This window comes from Mesoplasma sp. JKS002658, assembly GCF_023566355.1.
GTDB classification, from domain to species: Bacteria; Bacillota_I; Bacilli_A; order Mycoplasmatales; family Mycoplasmataceae; genus Edwardiiplasma; species Edwardiiplasma whartonense.
On sequence record NZ_JAKNSW010000001.1, the window covers coordinates 411,232 to 432,808 of the forward strand.

General features: G+C 32.4%; 19 protein-coding genes and 1 tRNA gene. All 20 read right to left on the reverse strand.

Going from position 1 to position 21,577, the window contains the following annotated elements:
• Positions 1–22 precede the first annotated feature (22 nt).
• Positions 23–583, reverse strand: coding sequence for an elongation factor P (gene efp / locus LD125_RS01865; RefSeq protein ID WP_250137392.1), 561 nt, complete (start codon positions 581–583; stop codon positions 23–25).
• A 19-nt stretch (positions 584–602) separates the two neighbouring features.
• A complete protein-coding gene (gene fmt / locus LD125_RS01870; RefSeq protein WP_250136490.1) occupies positions 603–1,583 on the reverse strand; it encodes a methionyl-tRNA formyltransferase in 981 nt (326 codons plus the stop codon).
• Positions 1,576–3,732, reverse strand: a complete 2,157-nt coding sequence (locus LD125_RS03940; protein WP_250137391.1) for a DUF2779 domain-containing protein — start codon at positions 3,730–3,732, stop codon at positions 1,576–1,578. The genes fmt and LD125_RS03940 overlap by 8 nt, the downstream gene beginning before the upstream one ends.
• A 51-nt stretch (positions 3,733–3,783) precedes the next feature.
• Complete coding sequence (locus LD125_RS01880; protein ID WP_250136488.1) at positions 3,784–4,404, reverse strand: hypothetical protein; 621 nt, start codon at positions 4,402–4,404, stop codon at positions 3,784–3,786.
• A 59-nt stretch (positions 4,405–4,463) separates the two neighbouring features.
• Positions 4,464–5,594 carry a tRNA 2-thiouridine(34) synthase MnmA gene (gene mnmA, locus LD125_RS01885; RefSeq protein WP_250137390.1) on the reverse strand — a complete coding sequence of 377 codons (1,131 nt, stop codon included), beginning with the start codon at positions 5,592–5,594 and terminating at the stop codon, positions 4,464–4,466.
• 169 nt (positions 5,595–5,763) lie between these two features.
• Positions 5,764–6,879: a molecular chaperone DnaJ gene (gene dnaJ / locus LD125_RS01890; RefSeq protein ID WP_250137389.1), complete on the reverse strand. Its 1,116-nt coding sequence runs from the start codon at positions 6,877–6,879 to the stop codon at positions 5,764–5,766.
• Positions 6,880–6,938: 59 nt separating this feature from the next.
• Positions 6,939–8,723, reverse strand: coding sequence for a molecular chaperone DnaK (gene dnaK, locus LD125_RS01895; protein WP_250136485.1), 1,785 nt, complete (start codon positions 8,721–8,723; stop codon positions 6,939–6,941).
• 30 nt (positions 8,724–8,753) lie between these two features.
• A complete protein-coding gene (gene grpE / locus LD125_RS01900) occupies positions 8,754–9,359 on the reverse strand; it encodes a nucleotide exchange factor GrpE (RefSeq protein ID WP_250137388.1) in 606 nt (201 codons plus the stop codon).
• Positions 9,360–9,372: 13 nt separating this feature from the next.
• On the reverse strand, positions 9,373–10,413 hold the full coding sequence (hrcA, locus tag LD125_RS01905) for a heat-inducible transcriptional repressor HrcA (RefSeq protein ID WP_250136483.1): 1,041 nt from the start codon (positions 10,411–10,413) through the stop codon (positions 9,373–9,375).
• Between the two features lie 72 nt (positions 10,414–10,485).
• Positions 10,486–12,627 carry an ATP-dependent Clp protease ATP-binding subunit gene (locus tag LD125_RS03945; RefSeq protein ID WP_250136482.1) on the reverse strand — a complete coding sequence of 714 codons (2,142 nt, stop codon included), beginning with the start codon at positions 12,625–12,627 and terminating at the stop codon, positions 10,486–10,488.
• 96 nt (positions 12,628–12,723) lie between these two features.
• Complete coding sequence (locus tag LD125_RS01915; protein WP_250136481.1) at positions 12,724–13,479, reverse strand: hypothetical protein; 756 nt, start codon at positions 13,477–13,479, stop codon at positions 12,724–12,726.
• Positions 13,480–13,576: 97 nt separating this feature from the next.
• Positions 13,577–14,434, reverse strand: a complete 858-nt coding sequence (locus LD125_RS01920) for an MSC_0882 family membrane protein (protein ID WP_250137043.1) — start codon at positions 14,432–14,434, stop codon at positions 13,577–13,579.
• Positions 14,434–14,712: a TIGR04561 family membrane protein gene (locus LD125_RS01925; RefSeq protein ID WP_250136479.1), complete on the reverse strand. Its 279-nt coding sequence runs from the start codon at positions 14,710–14,712 to the stop codon at positions 14,434–14,436. The genes LD125_RS01920 and LD125_RS01925 overlap by 1 nt, the downstream gene beginning before the upstream one ends.
• A gap of 33 nt (positions 14,713–14,745) precedes the next feature.
• Complete coding sequence (gene nadE / locus LD125_RS01930; protein WP_250136478.1) at positions 14,746–15,492, reverse strand: NAD(+) synthase; 747 nt, start codon at positions 15,490–15,492, stop codon at positions 14,746–14,748.
• Positions 15,493–15,508: 16 nt separating this feature from the next.
• On the reverse strand, positions 15,509–16,804 hold the full coding sequence (obgE, locus tag LD125_RS01935; RefSeq protein ID WP_250137045.1) for a GTPase ObgE: 1,296 nt from the start codon (positions 16,802–16,804) through the stop codon (positions 15,509–15,511).
• Positions 16,805–16,831: 27 nt separating this feature from the next.
• Positions 16,832–17,128 carry a hypothetical protein gene (locus LD125_RS01940; protein WP_250137387.1) on the reverse strand — a complete coding sequence of 99 codons (297 nt, stop codon included), beginning with the start codon at positions 17,126–17,128 and terminating at the stop codon, positions 16,832–16,834.
• The gene (locus LD125_RS01945) at positions 17,118–17,849 is read right to left on the reverse strand and encodes a DUF3196 family protein (protein WP_250137386.1); all 732 of its coding nucleotides are present in this window, start codon (positions 17,847–17,849) and stop codon (positions 17,118–17,120) included. Before LD125_RS01945 ends, LD125_RS01940 begins: the two co-directional genes overlap by 11 nt.
• A 60-nt stretch (positions 17,850–17,909) precedes the next feature.
• Positions 17,910–17,986: transfer RNA gene (locus LD125_RS01950), tRNA-Arg, on the reverse strand.
• 46 nt (positions 17,987–18,032) lie between these two features.
• Positions 18,033–19,679 carry a hypothetical protein gene (locus tag LD125_RS01955; protein ID WP_250137047.1) on the reverse strand — a complete coding sequence of 549 codons (1,647 nt, stop codon included), beginning with the start codon at positions 19,677–19,679 and terminating at the stop codon, positions 18,033–18,035.
• 8 nt (positions 19,680–19,687) lie between these two features.
• The gene (locus LD125_RS01960; protein ID WP_250137385.1) at positions 19,688–21,571 is read right to left on the reverse strand and encodes an ABC transporter ATP-binding protein; all 1,884 of its coding nucleotides are present in this window, start codon (positions 21,569–21,571) and stop codon (positions 19,688–19,690) included.
• Positions 21,572–21,577 lie beyond the last annotated feature (6 nt).

Sequence of the window (21,577 nt, forward strand, 5' to 3'; positions counted from 1 at the left end):
TTCTTTCCTTTACTTGTTAATTTTAGTTATTTGAACGACCGTTATATTTACCATCGTTTGTTGAAATTAAAACTTTTTCGCCTTCTTTAATAAACAAAGGCACTTGTACTTCCCATCCAGTTTGGACTTTCGCTCTTTTTTGTGCTCCTGAAGAAGTGTCTCCCTTCACTGCTGGTTCAGCTTCAATGATTTCCATTTCCACTTTATCTGGTAAGTCAATTCCTAAAATCTCATCACCAAACTTTGTCATTTTTAACATCAAACCATCAGTGAGGAAGTTTAGTTCTCACGCCAAGTTTTGGTTTGGTAAAGAAAATTGATCATAGGTGTCGACATCCATCAAATAAACATCATTACCATCACTATATAAGTACTGAACATCAATCCGATCAATCATGGCTTTTTCCACTTTTTCACCACCAGTAAAAGTCATTTCTGTTCTTGCTCCAGAACGCATGTTCCGAACTTTAACTGTGACTTTACCTTGTTGACGACCAGTTTTAGAAAACGATTGTTCTAAGACAATATAAACATTACCATCATAAATAAACGTCGTTCCTGGTCGTAGGTCATTAACTGACATCTTTGCATACTCCTTTTTTTTACTTTGTTGTCTTGATTATATCAAAATTAACTCCGACATTAATATCTCTTAATTGATTGATAAAATAAGCACTTGCTAAGAGCATTTTCTTTCCTTGACGTTGAATTTCAAGAATTTTAATGACTCCTTGTCCAGTTTGGACCATGATGCCTTCTTTGTCAATTCCGATAACGCTTCCAGGAATTCCTGATTCTTTGAAAAAAATATTTTCTGAGGGTTCTACAATCCGCACAGTTTTAATCTTATAGCGCTGGTGATTCAATCATGAATAAGCAATTGGAGCAGGAGATAGTGCTCGCACTTGATTCTTAATTGTTTCAGCAGATTGCGACCAATCAATTTGTTCTTCTTCAACACTAATAATTGGTGCATAAGAAACTTGACTTAAATCTTGTTCAATTGGTAAAAGCACACCTTGATAAATCTTTTTTAAGTTATCAGTCAAAATCTTTTGACCCAAATGCGAAATTTTTAAAAATAAACTACCACTATCATCATTAGAATCAATCTTGGTTTTTAAAGTGGCAAAAACTGGGCCCGCATCCATTCCTTGAACCATCCGCATTAAAGATACCCCAGTGGTAGTTTCTCCGTTCATAATTGCTCGTTGAATTGGTGCTCCACCCCGATATTGAGGCAAAAGACTACCATGAACATTCAAAGCTTCACATTGAGCCAACTTAAGAATTTTTAACGGGATAAACTGCCCATATGCACAAGTTAGCAAGAAATCAAACTTTAAGGTTTGCAACTGTGCATAAAGATCACTGATTTTTGAGGGTTGAAAACAAGTTAGATTGTGTTTTTGAGCACTTTCTTTCACAGCAGTGGGTGTTAAAACACGATTCCGCCCCTGAGGTTTATCTGGTTGAGAAATTACTCCGACCACTTCAACATCATCATTTAATATTAAACTTTCTAAGAGATCAGCAGCAATTGAGGGGGTTCCACAAAAAACAACTCGCATTTTTTTATTCATTAACTTCACCTTTTTTATATTCTTTAATCATTTCTTCTACCCGCTTAAGGATAACTACCATCGCAAGTGTATCGCGATTACAATAAGCAATCATCGAAGGACGAATAATTTCTCATTGTCTATCAGTTAAATCACCAACCACGAACTGACGAAAGGTTTGAGCTGCTTTATCACCCTTATTAATCACCAAATCATGATAATTAAAACTTGGTTCAAGTGCTGGTTGAGTCATTTTGATTGAATAACTGCCGTGAAATTCTGGATGATAAATCAAAAACCAAGGGCGAAAAGGAGTGGTTGATCCCTTAAAAAAATCCATTAAGTCAATTGTATGGGTCGCAATATAAATCAAAGCAGGCGCAAAAACCGGAAATTCAACTGCCAAGTATTTTAAAACTGTTTGCTCAAAAGATTTATTATAAGCAACATAAACTCCTTCTTTACGAGTAAGCAACATGTCGTGAACAAAATTAATTAAGAAATCTGGACGAGGATCGTTGCGACTTATCCTTGGCAAAAAATCATAATGATCCATTGTCGCAGGATTATTATAATCATAATTTTGATTATAAATAATATCAATTGAATATTGGAAGGGAATTTGTTGATAAGGGTTGGATTTTCAAAAATAAGGAACCGCAAATTTTGCTGTTTCAAAATCATACATATAGATATCTGTTGTTGTTTGATAATTTCTTAACACCTGGTGCAACTCTTCTAAATGGCCAGTATCAATAATATCTTGATAATCAACTTTCTTCGAATGTTTTAAATAACTTTGATAAACTTGTAAAATTCGTTCGTGTTCGGGACGAAGAAAAGGTTTTTGTTCATTCTTACTATTTACTTTCAAAGGCCACAGTTTTTTGGGAGTTTGTAATAAATCACTTAAATAAAGAAGTTTACTTTGATGATAAAACTCTGCTTTATCGCGATTTGAAAACGAACTTGAACCTGTTAAATTGAAAATGGTATCACCTTTTAAAGGCTCAAAGTAAGGAAGAACATGATAACAATAGCTTTCTTGATGTTTAGCTTTTTCACCAAATTTTCACCCAGTTTTAGGTTGATAAGACATTTTAGTTTCGCACAAGGGACGAGTCAATAAATGAAAAACGTGTTCAGAATCATTAATCGCAAGTTTCTCAGCTAAAAAACTAATCAAATCATCAATTGAACTCAAACTTAATAACTGGTGATAAGCGGTCAACAAGGTGATTGCTGGGGTCTTTTTTGTGGCACCCTTTCATTCATCATCAAGAACAAAAAGTTTTTCAAGATTAAGATCTTCTAAGACAGGATTACTAAATTCAGTTAATAACTTTTTTTCTTTAATATAACTAACCACTTGTTCATAAGTTCAATCGTGATATTGTTGTTCAATTATCTTTGCTTGAGTTTTTAAATCAAGGTAATTTTTATATCCAAAAACATACTCTTTGTTTAAATGACAAATATAAATATTGTTAACTTCAATCCCGTTTTTTTCTAGAACAAAGACTTGGTAAACTAAATCAAAAAAGTGTTCTGGTTTAATTTTTGAAGTCCCCTTAACTTCATAAATATTAACTTTATGATTATCTAAAACTTCTAAAACATCACACCGAGTCTTTAGATGGTGGTGGTCAAACTCAAAAGCAGCTTCATAAAGATATTGGTATTGTTTGGCACCTTTCTTAAAAACTTCACTAGTTCTTTTTAGGGCAGCTTCAAAGTTCAAATGGCTCAAATCTAATTCTTGTTTTTGAATTTGGTTTTTTTGATTTGCTTGAAAAAGTTTTCACCCAAATAATTCCCGCGCTTTTTCTCCAACCATGTTCCCATCAGTAATGCTATCACCTTGATAAATTTCAAAATCAAACCCATTAATATCTGCTCATGCTGCTTCTCAAGCTTTTAAACCTTCAAGATCATTTTCGCTCTCAAAAATCGCTTTAAAAGCTTCAAATAAATTAATTGAAGCCGTGTTGTCATCAAACTCACTGTCACTTTCAACATTAAGATCAATCTTAAAGCTAAGTTTCAATTCTCGATTAAACTCTCGAGCTAAATTGAAGTTAGCAGGAGAATGCATTACCCATGCTTCTTTTAAACAAGTAGTATAAGCTCGTTTAAAATCTTCTTTACTTATGTGGGTTGGATAAATCAAACTCGAACCCTCCTTTACAAACAAAAATGACCCAAAGGTCATGGTGTAAAACTACTCTTTACGACGAGAAGGAATAAACTTTTCACCCTCAACCTTACTTGGTCGATCGTTTAAAGCACTCTTTTTATTAGCAGCTTTTGTAGCCTTAGAAGTTTTTTTAGCAACAGCTAATTCTTTTTTTCTAGTTTCTTTCAATTCACGTTCTTTACTGCGTTCTTCACGTTTAAGAATTTCTTTTTCTTTTTTAGTTAACTTAATTTCTTTTTCTGCAATCGCAATCCGACGTTTGGTTGCATCAAGTTCTAAAAGTCCATTAACTTTTCATTCCGTATTATAGTTTTTTTTATCAATCTTATGAGTGATTCCTTCGATTTCATAAGCACGAGTTTCTTTCACTTGATTAGTTTTAGGTTCAACTAAATCAACGACAACATCAAAAACATCACGATACTTGTATTCTGCTCCTTTACGAGCATAAACTTTTTCAAAATCAATTCTTAAGTTTTTTTGATTATCGTTTTGGGCAATATATTGTTTAATTGCTTCTCGAACTTCTTTTTTTCGTTTTGAACGTTCCTTTTTTGAAGCTTTTCTTCCAGTAATGGTGGTAACAATAATAAAAACAATAATTACAACCACAACTAAAATTAAAACTATATTAATTGTACTCAAGTTAACTTCCCTTCCCTAATTTCAGCACTATTATAATTATACCAATTACTGAACTTTTTTTATTTATTAATACTTTCAATAATTCCGCCTCCAAGACACAACTCATTTAAATAGAAAACTGCTTCTTGTCCTTCAGTAACTGCTTTAACATTGTCATAATTCACTAAATAATTTCCGTTATCTTGACGAATTAATTCTACATTTTCATCTTTTTGGCGATAACGAAATTTCGCACTACATTTAAAACGATTAACATCTAACTGATAATCAGTTAGATTAACAATTCAATTTAATTCACCAATTATCGCAGAAGATGAATAAAGATAACTTTGATCAGAGGCTGGAGCTACATAAAGAATTTGGTTGTCTAAATCTTTTTTAGCTACATACATTGGTTCTGCTTGACCACCAAGGTTTAAGCCTTTTCTTTGACCAATCGTATAGTACATAATCCCGATATGTTCACCAATAATTTCACCAGTTTTAATATTGACAATTTTTCCTGGACGATTAGGAATATAGTTTTGTAAAAATTCAGCAAAATTTCTTTCACCAATAAAACAAATTCCAGTTGAATCTTTTTTGTTAGCTGTAATCAAATCATGTTCTTGAGCAATTTGACGAACCCTACTTTTTTTTAAGTCTTGCAAAGGAAAAAGTGTTTTACTGATTTGAGATTGTGATAATTGACACAAGAAATAAGTCTGATCTTTATTTTCATCAGCTGCTTTAAATAGTTCAAATTGACAAGTTTCAGGATTATACCTAGTTCCTGCATAATGTCCCATGGCAATATAATCAGCACCTAATTTTTCAACAGCATAATTTAAAAATTGGTCAAATTTAATATATTTATTGCACAAAATATCAGGATTTGGTGTTCTTCCCTTTTCATATTCTTTCAAAAAATAGGCAAACACGTAATCTCAATATTCTTGGATAAAATCAACTCGATGTAATTTAATTCCCAATTTATTGGCTACTTTTAAAGCATCAAGATAGTCAATTTCTTGAGGACACATATCATCAACTTGATTATTATTACCCAAAAAATCATTATTAGCATTAGAGTCCCAATTACGCATAAAAAACCCCTCTACTTGATAACCTTGTTCTTGTAATAATAAAGCCGCTACTGAAGAATCAACTCCCCCACTTAAACCAACCACTACTTTTTTCTTTTTGTTCATGAGTCCGCTTGTTAACACTTTCTACTTTCTTTTTCTTAGTAAAGATTTTAACATCTCGCTAGAAATTTTCACAATTCCCGTTCAAACAAAAATAGCAACCAAAGTCAAATTTTAATTGCTATTTTGCCTTAATTAACTAGATCAAATTAAAACCAGCTCATCAAAATTCTTACAATTTATTAGTTGGTTTAAAATCTGTTTCTTGATCGATATTTTCTAAAACTTCTTTTTCTTTGGTTGAAAGACTGCTTGGAATTACTAAGTTAAAAATTAATTTCAAATCACCACGTCGAACAGAAGAAGAGTTGACATATAATCCTCGGTTCTTAACGTTAATAACATCATTATTTTTAATTCCTCTAGGAAGTTTAATTTTCACAATTCCATCCAAAGTTGCGACTTCGACAGTTTTGTTTAATAAGGCATCAAGATAACTAACATTATAAATCTGGTGCAGAGTATCATCAGCACCAAGATAAAGACTTGGGGATTTTTTTACGCTAATGTTAATATAAACATCACCATTTTGACCACCATTTAAAGAAGCGTTTCCACTTCCTTGAAGAAATAATTGTTGATTTGGTCTTAAACCTTTAGGAATATTTAAATCTAAAGTTTCACTTTTTTCCAAATAACCATGACCGTGACAATCTTTACATTTATTTTTAATAATTTTTCCTGAACCGTGACAATCAGGACAAGTAACAGACTGATTAATCATTAAAGGTCCCAGATTACGAGCTTCAGTAATTGTTCCTTGCCCGTGACAACGAGTACATTTCACCACATCATCAGGATTTTTTGCTCCAGTTCCGTGACAAGTAGCACAAGTTCGCAAAACTCGAATCTTCTCTTGTTTTTTTGTGCCAAAAACCAACTCTTTAAACGTTAATTCTAATTCCAAAAAAACATCAGTACCTTTTACTGCTCGTGAATAGCGATTTTCTCTCCCTTGATGATTAGTATTTCCAAAAAAAGAGGAAAAGATATCACTAAAACCACCCATGTCGTTAAAGAATTCGCCAAAGTCTTGAAAGCCACTTCCAGCAAAGCTGTTATTATCAAAAGCAGCAAAACCAAATTGGTCATACTTTGCTCGTTTATCTTTATCCAATAAAACTTCTGCGGCCTCAGAAATTTCTTTAAACCTTTCTTCAGCACCTGGTTCTTTATTTAAATCTGGATGATATTTTTTTGCAAGGTTACGATAAGCTTTCTTTATTTCTTGCTCGCTCGCACCCTTGTTTACTCCCAACACTTCATAATAATCTTTCTTACTAGCCATTCATTAATCTCCTCTTAATCAAAATAATAGATAGAATTAACTTCTATCTATTACAAGTTTTATTCGTTCTTATCATCAGAACTTTGTTCATCAGGATTTGAAGTTTGAGCAGCTTGAGCTTGAGCAAATTCAGCAGCAGTAGCCATCATTTTTTCAAGATCATTCATCCGTTTTTCTAACTCTTCATATTTTTCTTCTGTAATTAGTTGACGAATATCAGCGATTAATTTTTCTGCCTCAACTTTCTGATCAGCAGTAATTGCTTCACCAGCTTCCTTGATTGATGATTCAATGACATTAGCATAACCTTCTGCTTTATTCTTTAGCTCAATCTGGCTGCGTTTCTTGTTATCAACTTCGGCATTTTCTTCAGCTTCTTTAATCATTTTTTCAATATCAGCATCACTTAAATTTCCTGAGTTAGAAATAGTAACTGATTTTTCTTCACCAGTTCCTTTATCTTTAGCTACTACAGAGACAATTCCATTAGCATCGATTTTAAAAGTAACTTCAATTTGAGGCACTCCTTTTGGAGCTGGCTTAATTCCACTTAACTCAAAACGACCCAATGATTTATTATCAACAGCCATAGGACGTTCTCCTTGAAGAACGTTAATATCAACAGCTGGTTGATTGTCAGCAGCAGTTGAAAAAATTTGTGATTTTTCAGTTGGAATGGTGGTATTTCGATCAATTAATTTAGTCATAACTCCACCCATTGTTTCAATCCCTAAAGAAAGTGGGGTTACATCCAACAACAACACATCACTAACATCACCTGCTAACACTCCTCCTTGAATCGCAGCCCCAATTGCTACAACTTCATCAGGGTTAATACTGCGGTTTGGTTTCTTACCTAATTCTTTTTCAACCATTGCTTGCACAGCAGGAATTCTTGTTGAACCACCAACTAATAAAACTTCATTAATGTCTTTAGGAGTTAATTTGGCTTCTTTTAAAGCATCCCGTACTGGTTGAGCAGTTCTTTCTACTAAATCTTTAGTCATCTTATCAAATTCAGCTCTAGTCAAAACTGTTGAAAAGTTAACTGGTCCTTGTTGATTCATCGCAATAAAGGGCAAGTTGATTTCAGTTTGTGCTTGCGAAGAAAGGTTAATCTTCGCTTTTTCAGCTTCATCTTTCAAACGTTGTTTAGCCATTTTATCATTGGTCAAATCAACACTTGATTCAGTTTTAATCTTAGCGATTAACCAATCGATAACCTTTTGATCAAAATCATCTCCTCCTAAACTGTTATCCCCAGAAGTTGCTAATACCTCAAAAGTTCCATCCGCTAAATCAAGTACAGAAACATCAAAAGTTCCTCCTCCCAAGTCATAAACAAGAACTTTTTCTTCTTGGTTTTTGTTTTCTAACCCATAAGCTAGCGCAGCAGCAGTTGGTTCATTGATAATTCTTTCAACAGTTAACCCAGCAATTGCTCCTGCATCTTTAGTTGCTTTTCTTTGAGCATCATTAAAGTAAGCAGGAACAGTAATTACTGCCTTAGTAATTGGTTGACCCATTTTGTCTTCAGCATATCTTTTCATATATCTTAAAATCTCTGCTGAAATTTGTTCAGGACTATAATCCTTGTTATTGACATGGATTTTTTCATTAGTTCCCATTTTTCTTTTAACTGAAATTACTGTATCAGGATTAGTGACTGCTTGTCTTTTAGCAGCTCCACCAACAATCACTTCTCCGTTTTTAAAAGCAACAACTGAAGGAGTGGTTCTTTGCCCTTCTGGATTTTCTAAAACTGCTGGTTTTCCACCTTCTAAAATAGCAACAACTGAATTTGTTGTTCCTAAGTCAATTCCAATAATTAATTCTTTTGCCATAATATCTTCTCCTTTATCGATTTATTTTCTCTATTTTGCAACTTTTACTTTACCATGAAGTAAAACTTCATCATGAATTAAATAAGCATTACTAATTGTTTCTACTACCTTACTACTTTGGATAGTAGTGCTTTCGATTTGTTCAACCGCTTCCATAATTTTAGAATCAAAGTCATCACCAATAGAAATTTTTACCTCTTTAATTCCCGCTTCTGCTAAAGAATGATCCAATTTAGTAATAATCATTTCAAAACCTTTTAAATAATTTTTCACTTCTTCAGAAGCATTATTTTCAGAAGTAGCTAAAACTTTTTTAAACAAGTCAATATCTGGAACAATCAATTCACCAAGTTTTCTTGCTCCATATTTGCGTAACTTTCTTTCAATCTCCTCGCGCCGATTAAGCATATTACGATTATCAGCCACTTGGTACAAAATCTTCTCATTTAAATCAGTAATCACATCCATTTGTTGATCGATTTTTTGCTTTAAAAGCTGATAGTCAGGATTATCAGCATTTCTTGCCAACAAATCATCAACTTGTTGATCAAAATCTTTCTCAACAAACTCTTCGTCTTGATGATTCACTTCATCAGAGTTCGATGTTTGTTTAATTTCTTGTTCTTCTTTTTCCATAAATATCCCTTTCTTAATTATTGCCCTGTAACCCATTAATTTTTTTTATTAAAAAGTTTAATAAAAGGTTAGCTTCATCATAACGCATCCGCTTTGGACCAATTAAGGTAATAATGTTTTTCTGTGAACCTTGCCCATCAATTTCTGCTCCAATAATTGCAACATCATCAGTTTCTTTCAAATTAGGATTAATTTCCAAACCAATCTTAGTACGAATATGAACATTTTTTTTAGAACTTTGATAATTATAATCAAACCATTCAAAGGGAGAAACATTTGCAATAATAGTCATAATATTTTTAATTTTCTCAACATCCATAAACTCAGGATTAACTAAAACATTATTCAAACCCACAGTTTGCGTTTTAACCTTGCTCTGTTCTAAAATTGCGTTAATGAATTGCGAGAAAAATGCCTCATAATCTTTAATTGAAATTTTTAAATTACTCCCAACATCATCAATTACACTCTTGGATAAATGTTTTACTTTGGTTTCAGTTAAATTGTCATTAAACAAGTTAATTGCAATCTTTAAATCATTAAGTACTCCGTGATCAAGATAAAACACCTTACTAATCACCTGACCATTACTCAAAATGAAGATAACTGAAGCTGAACCGCTTTCTAAAGGAATCATTTCAATTTTTTTAATCTTCAAATCATCAACTTCATCTCTTTGAGAAATTACTGCCACTAAATTGGTCATATCACTAATAATTTGTGAAGAACGCATAATAATCTGGTCAATTGAATAATTTCGATTTGAAAAGAGTTCGTCAATTTGTTGAAATAAGGAACCATCAAAAGATGATTGGTTCATCAAATTATCAACATAATAACGATATCCTCTAGTCGAAGGGATTCTTCCCGAGGAGGTATGGGGTTTTTCTAGAAAATCATGATTTTCTAGAATCGCACACTCGCTGCGAATCGTAGCTGATGAAATTTCATTACCCATCAACTCCATAATTTTCTTTGATCCAACTGGTTGTGCAGTCCTAGTATACTCATCAACGATAATTTTTAAAATCGTCTCTTCACGTGCCGTAATCATGGAATCCCTCCTTCCAAAATTACTTTCATTATATAATTAGCACTTAAATTAATCAAGTGCTAATCAATAAATTTAAATCTTTTCTACTTTAAACTCATCACCAGGACTAACAGTTACCAAATATTTTTCGTTTCTTTTAATTTGATCGTTAATAACTTCTTTTGAAAGCATTGTTTCGATATTTTTCTCAATATAGCGTGTGATTGGTCGTGCTCCAAATTCGCGTTCATAACCTTCAGCTTTAATTTTAGTAATCACCTTTGGATCAAATTCAATTAGATAATCGCCGTTTTTATGTAAACGCTCTCTCAACTCATCCAAATCCTTAATAATAATTTCTTCAATTACTTTTATTGAGAGAGCATTGAACGGAACAATGTTGTCAATTCGGTTTAAAAATTCAGGACGAAATGACTTTTGTAGTTCCATCATTAATAACTTCAAATTAACTTCTTCATCTTCATTATTCAAAATCAACTCTGAACCAATATTTGAAGTCATGATAATAATCGTATTTTTAAAATCAACAACACGTCCACTAGAATCAGTGATTCTTCCTTCATCAAGAATTTGTAAAAAAACGTTAAAAACATCAGGGTGTGCTTTTTCAATTTCATCAAACAAGACAATTGAATACGGGTTTCTGCGGACAGCTTCAGTAAGTACACCACCTTGACCATAACCAATATAACCAGGAGGAGCGCCAATTAACTTATTAACACTTTCACGATCCATATACTCACTCATATCAATGCGAACCATCTTTTTAACTGAACTAAACAAGACGTCAGCTAAAGTTCGCGCAACTTCAGTTTTTCCGACTCCTGTTGGTCCTAGGAAAAGAAATGATCCAATTGGTTTATCAGGATTTTTAATTCCTGCCCTACTGCGAATAATTGCATCACTAACAACTTCAATTGCTTCATCTTGACCTTTAACATTCTTTTTTAAATCAAGTGGCAATTCCAGCAAGCGCTTACGCTCACTTTCGACTAATTTATTAACAGGAATCCCTGTTCACTTCGAAACAATAGCAGCGACTTCGGTTTCAGTCACCTCTTCATTAAGCATCCCGTTACTATTAACTGCGTCTTGAGCCGTCTTCAATTCTTTTTCTAAATTCGGAATCAAAGAATATTGCAATTCTCCTGCTCTTTGGTAATTACCATCAAATTGTGCTTGTTGAAGTTCTTGTTTTAAACCATCTAATTTGGTACGTAAACCAGAAACTTTCTTAATATCTTGCTTATCTTTTTCTCATTTTTGATTAAATTCACTTTGAATTTTCTTCGTTTTAGTTAACTCTTCATCAACTTCACTCAACCGTTTTTGTGACTTATCATCAGTTTCTTTAGCCAAAGCCGCTCGTTCAATTTCTAACTGAACTACCTTTCTGTTAACGTGATCTAACTGGGTTGGAACACTTGCTAATTCAGTTCGAATCGTCGCACTTGCTTCATCAATTAAATCAATTGCCTTATCTGGTAAAAAACGGTCTGTGATGTATTGATCAGATAATTTAGCAGCAGCAACCAAAGCATTATCATGAATTACAACTCCATGAAATGATTCAAAACGTTCTTTCAATCCCCGTAAAATTGAAATCGTTTGATCAACAGTTGGTTCTTCAACCATGACTTGTTGGAACCGACGTTCCAAAGCAGAATCTTGTTCAATATATTCACGATACTCATCTAAAGTGGTTGCACCAATCATTTTTAGTTGCCCCCGAGCAAGAGCTGGTTTTAAAAGGTTAGAAACATCCATTCCCCCACCATTACCAGTTTTTCCCGCTCCCACAATCAGGTGAACTTCATCAACAAAAAGAATAATCTTTCCATCAGCTTTTTGAACAGCATTCACAATTCCTTTTACCCGCGCTTCGTACTCACCCAAATAAGACGCACCAGCCATTACCAACCCCATGTCAAGTACTAAAATCTTTTTATCTTTGAGGTTTGAAGGTACATCTCCATTCACAATTCGTTGGGCTAGACCCTCAACAACAGCAGTCTTCCCCACACCTGGTTCTCCAATTAAAACTGGATTATTTTTAGTTTTTCTCGAAAGAATTCGAACCACTCTTAAAATTTCATCTTCGCGACCAATAACAGGATCTAAACGACCCTCTTTAGCATCCAATGTTAAATCAGTGGTATATTTTTCTAAAATATTTGGATCGTTTTGCGGATTTGGTTTTTGTTGTAAATCCATTGATACCTCACTCCTTTGTTCATTTCCTTTTAAGAAGTTTTCCTTCTTAAACCTATTCTAACAAAGAAATTAGCAATTACAATCATAGAGTGCTAATTAAACAAAATTTTGGTGGTAATGAATCTTATAATCAACAATTTCTAAGAGATAATTGGCAATTGTTCGTTCTTTTAATAGCCAAAATACGTATTCTTGTTGTTCTAATTGGTTTTTTAAAATTACTTCCTTTTCAAAAATCAATAAATTAATGTTCTGATTATTGCAATGATTTTGTTTTAGTTGACTAAATAAATCATCTGGTCTGGTTTGCAAATGCATGTTAAAAATAAACTTCAGCTCGTGTTGATCTTGAGATTTCAAAAGTTTACTTTCTGTTGTATATTCAATCCCTTCTAACATAAATAAAATAAATGGATCAAAAACAGGTTGGTAATCTTGATCAATTGGATTATTAATTTTTACTTGATTATTCCAAACCAAACCTTTTAAAACAATGTAAAAAAAACACCAAAAATAATAATTAATGTACCAAATATCAAGTTGTTGATTGAAATTCTTTTTTAAGGTTAACTCTTCATGAAAATTAAAAAAATAGTTCAACAAGAAATTAAGTTTTCGATTGTGATGAAAATCTTTTTGCGCCTCTTGCATAATTTTTAACTTATTTTGTTGATGACGATAATTAATAATCGTTTCGTGTCATTTGATATCAATTTTTCCTAACATAATCATACTTTCATCATGAGTTAACTTGAGAATGGCGAGATTTTTTAATCGCGAGTTGTTGTGATGATTAATAATTAATTTTTCAATAATATTAGTTTTTTTGTTTTTTAATAGTTCAATTTGCATAAATTCACTCCTCTTAATCTTTGTTAAGGTATACGATAAAAAGTTTGATTTTTCTCAAAAAAAGAAAAATCACTTCTTAGAAGTGATTAAGTCAGAATTATTTAATTGGATTGATACTACGATTTTCTCGCTTTCGAATAATCGCATATGGAATGAAAATAAAGATAAACACAATAACTAGAAAAACCAAAAAAACAATTAAACACTTTTTGTTTGCGCTTTTGGCTAACTGATGGGCCTCCTCAGTTGGAACAATATCACCATTGTAATTAGCACTCAAGTTTCCTTTGCGATACTTAATACTAATCAACGAGTAAAGATGAATAAAAGCAGTTGCTCCCAAAATAACATACATAATAATTAATTCAGTGTGATAAGGTTTATGCATTGTAGTTTTCAAAATGAAAAAAACACCAATAATAATTCCAGAAACCAGATAAATCGTCCCCCCCAATCAATTTAAATAAACTATTCTAGTAATTAACGCACGATATTCTTTTTTAATAAACTGAGGAAGAGTCTGTTGGTGCATCAACAAATCACCCTTATAGCTTTTCACCGCAGTAATCAAATGAAAATAATTGATACTGATTAAAACTAAAATAAACAAGAAAAATAGTGCTGTGATAATCATAAATGCAGGATGAGGAATTCAATCAACAGGAATGTTTCACTTAGTTTGTTCCCCGTCTAGATTCACAATTGAATTAGGAATGAAATAAGCCAAAATAAAGAAAAGTGAAATCGCAAAAAGAATACCACTAAATAAAGTTAAGAAGAAAATGCGGTATTTTTCTGCGCGAATTTCTTTAGCAATTCAGGATGGTAATTCAACATTGTTCAACTCTTGTTTAGTAAAGTTTGGTTTTAAAGGGGGTTGGGTTTGATTAATTTGGGTATCAATTGCTGAACTTTGACCAAAATTAATATGATTAGAACTTTTGGGTAGATCCATTATTTTTCTTTCCTTCTTTCTTGGACTTTTTCAGGATTAGTTTGAATTAAAAGGATTAAATTGACTTCGTTTTCCACATCATTCATTTCCTTTTCAAAGACCATTTTTTTTGCTTGTTCTTCATTTGAAAGTTTCGTACTTTGTTTAGTTCGAGCCTTTTTAAAAATTAAACTAAAGACAAACAAAAACAAAGCGATTCCTGCTAAAACAACAAAGATGATGTAGATAATCTCTTCTTTAATTGATACATCTAAAATTTGAATCGGAGTAAATAACACGACTTCTAACCTCGCTCTACTATTTATTGTACCTTACTTTTCAAAAATACGTTCAAATTGCAACGGTTGAATTGCGCCTTTTCTTTTGTGTGCAGAATTCTTATGTAACGTTTCAATTCGTTCAACTAATTGAGGATTATCATGACTTTTAGTTAATAAATAGCGATCAATCTCTTCATAGCTATAACCAATTTCGTTCTCATCAGTTTGTTCAGCTCATAAACCAGCAGAAGGCTTACGATCAATAATCCGTTGAGGAACATTCAAAAGTGATGCTGCTTGGCTAACTTCTCCTTTAAGTAAGTGAACCAAAGGAACAACATCAACACCACCATCCCCATACTTAGTAAAATAACCAATATACCATTCATCAGCATTATCAGTTCCTAAAACTAAGTAGTTTTTAGTTTGACCCACACCATAAAGGGTTGTCATTCGAAGACGAGCCTTTAAATTAGCAGTAGCTAAACTTGAAAGATCAAAGGTTTGATCTTTAATTGTCGAGGTAAGGGCATCAAAAGTTGAAGCTAAATCAACAGTTAAAGTTTTTAAATCACCGGTTTTGACAAGTTCTTCAACACATTCGTAATCTTCTTGACTAGAATAACAAGGCATTCAACAAGTTAAGTAGTGATCAGGAAAGGCTTTTTTAGCAATCATTGCAACCACAGCAGAATCAATTCCTCCACTAACACCAACCACAACCCCATCAGCATGAGCATTGTGAACAGTTTCTTGGATGAACTCCACTAAATAATCCAAATACGCTTTTAATTCCATTTCCTTTGACCCTTCTTTAATCAATTCATTCTAATTCATAATCAAAAATTTTCACGACATCCCCTGATTGAATTCCTTTTGCTCGTAACTGGTCATACAAACCAAGTTTTTTTAACTTTTCGTTAAACAATAACAAGTTATCACGAGTTGCTAAAGGGGTTCGTTGATAGATATTATAAATTGTTTTTCCAGAAATTTCTCATTGTCCATTTCCTTTGTTCTGAATAATGATTTCTGGCTCCTCTTCACTAAATTTATAAACCTTCAAACCTTCGTTTAAATTTTGATCTGGTCATAAGCCAGAAAAAGTTGTTGTTTTTAAAGTCATCGCAATCAATGATAAAAGTTGATCAAGGTTAGTTTTTTTCATTCCTGAAATTTCAACCACCTTTTTGTCTTTAAAAAACTCCAGAATTGTTTCATCCATTAAATTTAGTTGCGCTTCATCTAAATCCATCTTGTTGAAAACAACAATTTCAGGACGAGCTGCTAATTGCGAATTATATTGAATTAATTCTTGGCGAATAATTTTATAATTATTAACTACATCTTCACTACCATAATTACCAGAGAAATCTAATACATGACAAATTACCTTGCATCGTTCAATGTGTCGTAAAAACTCGTGCCCTAATCCTTTTCCCAAACTTGCACCTTGAATCAACCCTGGTAAATCAGCAACAACAAACGTGCTCCCATCAAGAGCTCTTGTTACACCCAATTGGGGATTAAGAGTGGTAAAAGGATAGTCAGCAATTTCTGGTTTTGAATTAGAAATCGCTCGCAAGAGAGTTGATTTTCCCGCATTTGGCAACCCAATAAACCCTACATCAGCTAAAACTTTCAGTTCAGCACGAATTTCAAACGATTCTCCCATCATTCCCGCTTCAAAAATTGTTGGAGCCTTATTTCGCGAATTAGCAAACCTAGCGTTTCCTTTACCTCCCTTACCACCATGAGCAATAATTAGAGGTTGGTTAGGTTGGTTAATATCAGCAAGAACCCTACCAGTTTTGTGATCAATTAAAACTGTTCCTACAGGAACTCTAATCACCAAATCTTCACCATTGGCTCCGTGCATATTTTTAATATCACCTTTTTCACCATCCCTAGCCTGATAAAGTTTATTTAGTTTTAAATCTAATAAAGAGTGTTTTCCCTCATCCCCAACAAAGATGACATCACCACCATCACCACCATCACCACCATTAGGACCACCGTTGGCAACATAAAGTTCATGACGAAAACTAACAGCACCATTGCCGCCTTTACCAGCTCTAATCTGAAAATTTGCTGTATCAATAAACTTCATTGTCTCTCTCCATTTTCTTTGCCTTTATTATTGAAGGCAGGAATTGTAACATTGATCACATAGATAAGTCGGATAATCATGATCCACATTATTATCATCAAAAACCTGCCAAGCTTTTATTGGTTCTTTTAAGTAATTTTCTAGTTCCTGGTCACTTAACTGATGTTTTAATGCCTTCACCACATCCCCAATCAGTGGTGGATAATTTTTCCGAACATAAGTAATTTCACCCTCACCACACCAAGAACAAGTCAAGTTAAAAACTTGACGCATAACATCTTTATAATCGCGAAATAATTCATAATCAATTTGATTAAATTGCATCTAATTCTCTCATCCATTCAAGATAACGTTCAATTATTTCCTGTTCGCCATCACTATAATTATAGGGCAATTCATCAGTTAAACCATTTAATTGATAAACAACTTTTATGATCGCTTTTGCTAATAAAGTAAAGTCAAATTTTTGGTTAAAGGGAAAGGCTTTAGCATAAACATTAACCATAATTTGTTTTGCCATTTCTAATAATTGGGGACTAAGAGAGTTTAAGAAACTATCAAGTTTTTCAATAACTTTCATTGGCACCATTTCTTGAGTGTCTAAGTCAAATTTTTCAGGATTGAAAGAAAAAGTTTCGTTATTTTTTTGATAGGTAAAATCATAATCAATTTGTTGTTCACACAAAAAATAACACAAAATCATTTTTAATTCATTAGGAAGATGACTTTGTAAAACTTCATTGCTTTCATCAAGATAAGAACGCAAATTTACTGATTGTAACGCTTGCATTAAACCAATCTTTTCCATCAATGCCAATTCACGACTATTAATTAAGGCAAAAATTTCTTTAGGAGTTAAATTATGCGTTTCATTATCAAGTTGATCAAAAGGAATTTTAGCTTTAATTTTTAATAGTTTTGCTTCAAAATCAGCAGGAATATATGGCATTGAAAGTTCTAAATTAATCAAGCGCAAAGCTTCCTGATATTCTTTTGTTTTCATTAACATTTGTAATTCTTTTAGTTTTTCTTCATAAAAATTCACAAAAAACACTTCCTTTTTATAATAAAAAATCATGCACGAAGGCATGACTAAGCTCCAAAATGGTGCCCACGAGAGGGTTCGAACCTCCGACCTCATGCTTAGAAGGCACGTGCTCTATCCTACTGAGCTACATGGGCGTTTTCCACAAATGAATAATACCATTAATTAGGGTGGAAAACAAACCTATTTTAGACGATTCTTCTTAAAAGCCAGGAGTTTATTGATTAAATAAAACGTTGAGTAATAGTCATCGTTCTGCTTACTATACTGTTCGATATTTAACTGTTTATCAAGTTTTTTAATGGCGCTATTCAACTCTTTGATATCGCTTTTTTGAAAGGCTAAGCCATCACTTTGGTAAGGACCAAAACAAATTAAATAGTATTTAATAATTTCTTCTAAAGAATAGTCCATCTCTTTAACAATTTTAGGTTCTAATGAAATCAAGAAAGAAATTATTCGGAGAACTTCTTTTAACTGCATTGTTAAATCTTTATTCTTTTTATTATTTTCTTCAAGAATAGTTTTTAATTCTTGAGATGTGAGAAAAATTGTGTCTAAATTGTCAACTCAATAGTTGTTATTAGTTTGAAAGCGGTGTTGTTCATCTTCAGAAAATAATTTCAAAGAATTAACTAAGGCCACTTTTTTTCGCATAATAAATAAATCTTCAGCAGCAGGACAATCAAGTGATGTTTGTTGAACTAAACGTAAGTATGAAACTGCATATAAAATTCCATTGATAAACTTTTCCAGCCTATGAGCAGAAAACTTAATTTTGTTAACTCGAGGCAAATGATTGTAATACTCAATAATTGTTTTAGGATTGAAATCTTTGGTTAAAATTGGATATAAAAAGTCAGGTGAAGCAAACTTGAGGGTTTGAAAAGTCGCAGTTTCATCGTACTCTGAATCTAACTCTTGAATAGAATCGTTTTGAAGAGTAATTAATCATTCTGCTTCACTTTTTAAAATAATATCAAGGTAATTATGTAATAATGCGTTTAATTCCACTTCTGATTCGAGTTGGTCTAAAGCACGAATATTATCTTTCAACAAAATACTTGTATATTTCGATAATTGATAAACACTTTTGAAACGTTCATCTAACTCTAACTTTCGTCAATGATCTTCATTAAATGAAAATAACATCGCTTGAAAATCTTCATCACTTGCTAAAGTATCTAACAAAGGGGCCACAAAAGTTTTTTCACTTTCACTCAACACGCGACCACTAATTAAAGCAGCATGGATGTTTTCTTTATTAAAAACTTGGTTAATATTTTGATAAATTAATTCTGGAGTGGTCGGGTTAACAATTAATAAAGTCAATAAAAAGGGATAAAGAGCAGAAAAATAAGGTTTATCAGGAGTGTTTTTATTTTCTAAATTAATATCATACCGATTTTTAAAACATAGTTGCATTAAAATCATGAAAATTAAATCACCATCAATTGCTAAGTCATCTTTTGAAACAAAAGAGTGATCATTAATGTAAGGAAAGATAATTTTTTCTAATAGTTGTTGAGTTCTGATTGACTGATTATTAACTTTTAAATCAACCTTATTTTCCGAATCTTTGTAGACAGTTCTAAATAAAAGAGAATAGTTTTTAAGAATATAATCAGAGAGCTCTTGAATATTTGATGACTCAATACTGGTTAATTCCTTACCTGTGTAAAGTTGATATTGAAATAACCCATAATAAGTAATCCGAAAAATTTGTTCAATAACCACTTTATCATCTGCTGATAAATCTAAAAATGATGGTTCATCTTGGACATAATCATTGATTGCTCACCAAAAATTCGAATCTTGTTTTTTATACATGTGCTCTCCTAATCCATCAATCCAGCTTCATAAAGTTTCTTGAAGTGCCCTGGTTTATTTTTTAATTCCTCAAAAGTTCCTTTTTGTGTTACACCTTTTTTAGGTTCTAGAACAAGAATTTGGTCAACATCCTTAATTGTTGATAACTTGTGAGCAATCGTTACTGAAGTTTTATTTGCAATTAACTTATTTAATTCAGCTTGAATTTCTTTTTCAACAATATTATCTAAAGCAGAAGTGGCTTCATCTAAAATCACTAAGTCAGGATCCTTTAAGAAAATTCGCGCAATTACTAACCGTTGTTTTTGTCCTCCAGAAAGTAAAAAACCTCTTTCTCCTAAAATCGTCTCATAAGCTTCTGGCAAGGACATAATAAAATCGTGTAAATTAGCTTTTTTAGCAGCAGCGATAATTGCTTTCTTGCTAGCATTAAAAATTCCATACGCAATATTTTCTCAGAAATTTCCATAAAACATTTGTGGATTTTGTTCTACATATCCCACCTTAGCTAAATAATCAGGTAAGTTCAAACTTTTTAAATCATCAGTTCCGTTAATTAAAACTTTTCCTGTTGTTGGGTCATACAACCGAAGTAACAAACGACCAATTGTTGATTTACCACTTCCAGTTTCACCAACAAAAGCATAAGACTTTCCTTCTTCTAATGTAAAAGTGGTTGATGGAATAATAATGTTATTTAAGTCTTGAGGATAAGCAAATGAAACTTCTTCAAAAACAATGTTTCTAATTTCATCAACCTTTTTTCCTTCGATATTGGGAAGAATCTGAGGTTTTGGTTCGGTCAATTGACCAATTCGGTCAGCACAGTTAGCAGCTCTGGCCGCTGCTCTCAAAGTTTGTATCATCATAATAATTGGTAAAGACAACATACTTAAGTTAGGTAAAAATGTTACCAAAATACTTGCTAACTGGTCAGGATTGCTTTGATATTTACCAATAGCAATCAACAAAATAATTGTTGAAAGAAAAGAATCAGCAATAAAAATTCAAGTATTTAGTGTTACTGAGAGAACAACTTGTTTATTTCCCTTTTTTGAATAAACAGCGTTCTCAGCAACATTTCGTTGAATTTCTTCAACTTCAGTTCCTGATGACTTAATTAAGGTAATGTTATTAATTCGATCAGTCATATCAGCATCAATATCACGTTTAATATCAAACATATAAATTAAGGCGCGACGGAAATATATAAAAATAACAAAAGCAACTAAAAGAACAATCACCAGATATCCAAGTGCAATTCCTGTTAGCATCGCGTTTTTTGTAAATAAAATTACAACTGCTGAAATTACTGCAGCAATTAAATAAATAATATTAGTTAAAAATTGTTGAATCCCTAATGATAACCCTTCAGTATCAGCAACTAAACGAGTTAGAATATTTCCACTAGCATGATCAAAGAAGAAATCAATATCTTGATCAACTAAACTATTAAGAATTTCTAACCGTTGTTGAATTTCAACCTTCATCGCAAAAACTCCGATTGTGTAATCAGTTAAATACTCAAAAATACACAAGAAAAACAACGCCACACCAGTAACTGCAATTCAACTATATCAATGCATTGTGATACCTAAAAAAGTATCAGTTTTTGTTGTTGTCGAAGTTAACAAACCAGCAATTTGTGAAGCAGCCAAAGGCGTCAAGGTGGCAGTAATTCCATTAAGAATAGTTATGATTACCATCAACCAGAAAAGTACTGGATTCTCTTTAGCGTTATCCAGTACAATTCGAATGAAACTGCCCATTTTTTTTCATGAAAAATCACGATCAGTATTACGAAAATGGGGGTTGTTAACATACTTATCAGTAACTTTACTAGTTGTTTTACTGCTGGTTGGTTTGATTAGTAGTAATTCTTCGTTTTCCATAAGGTT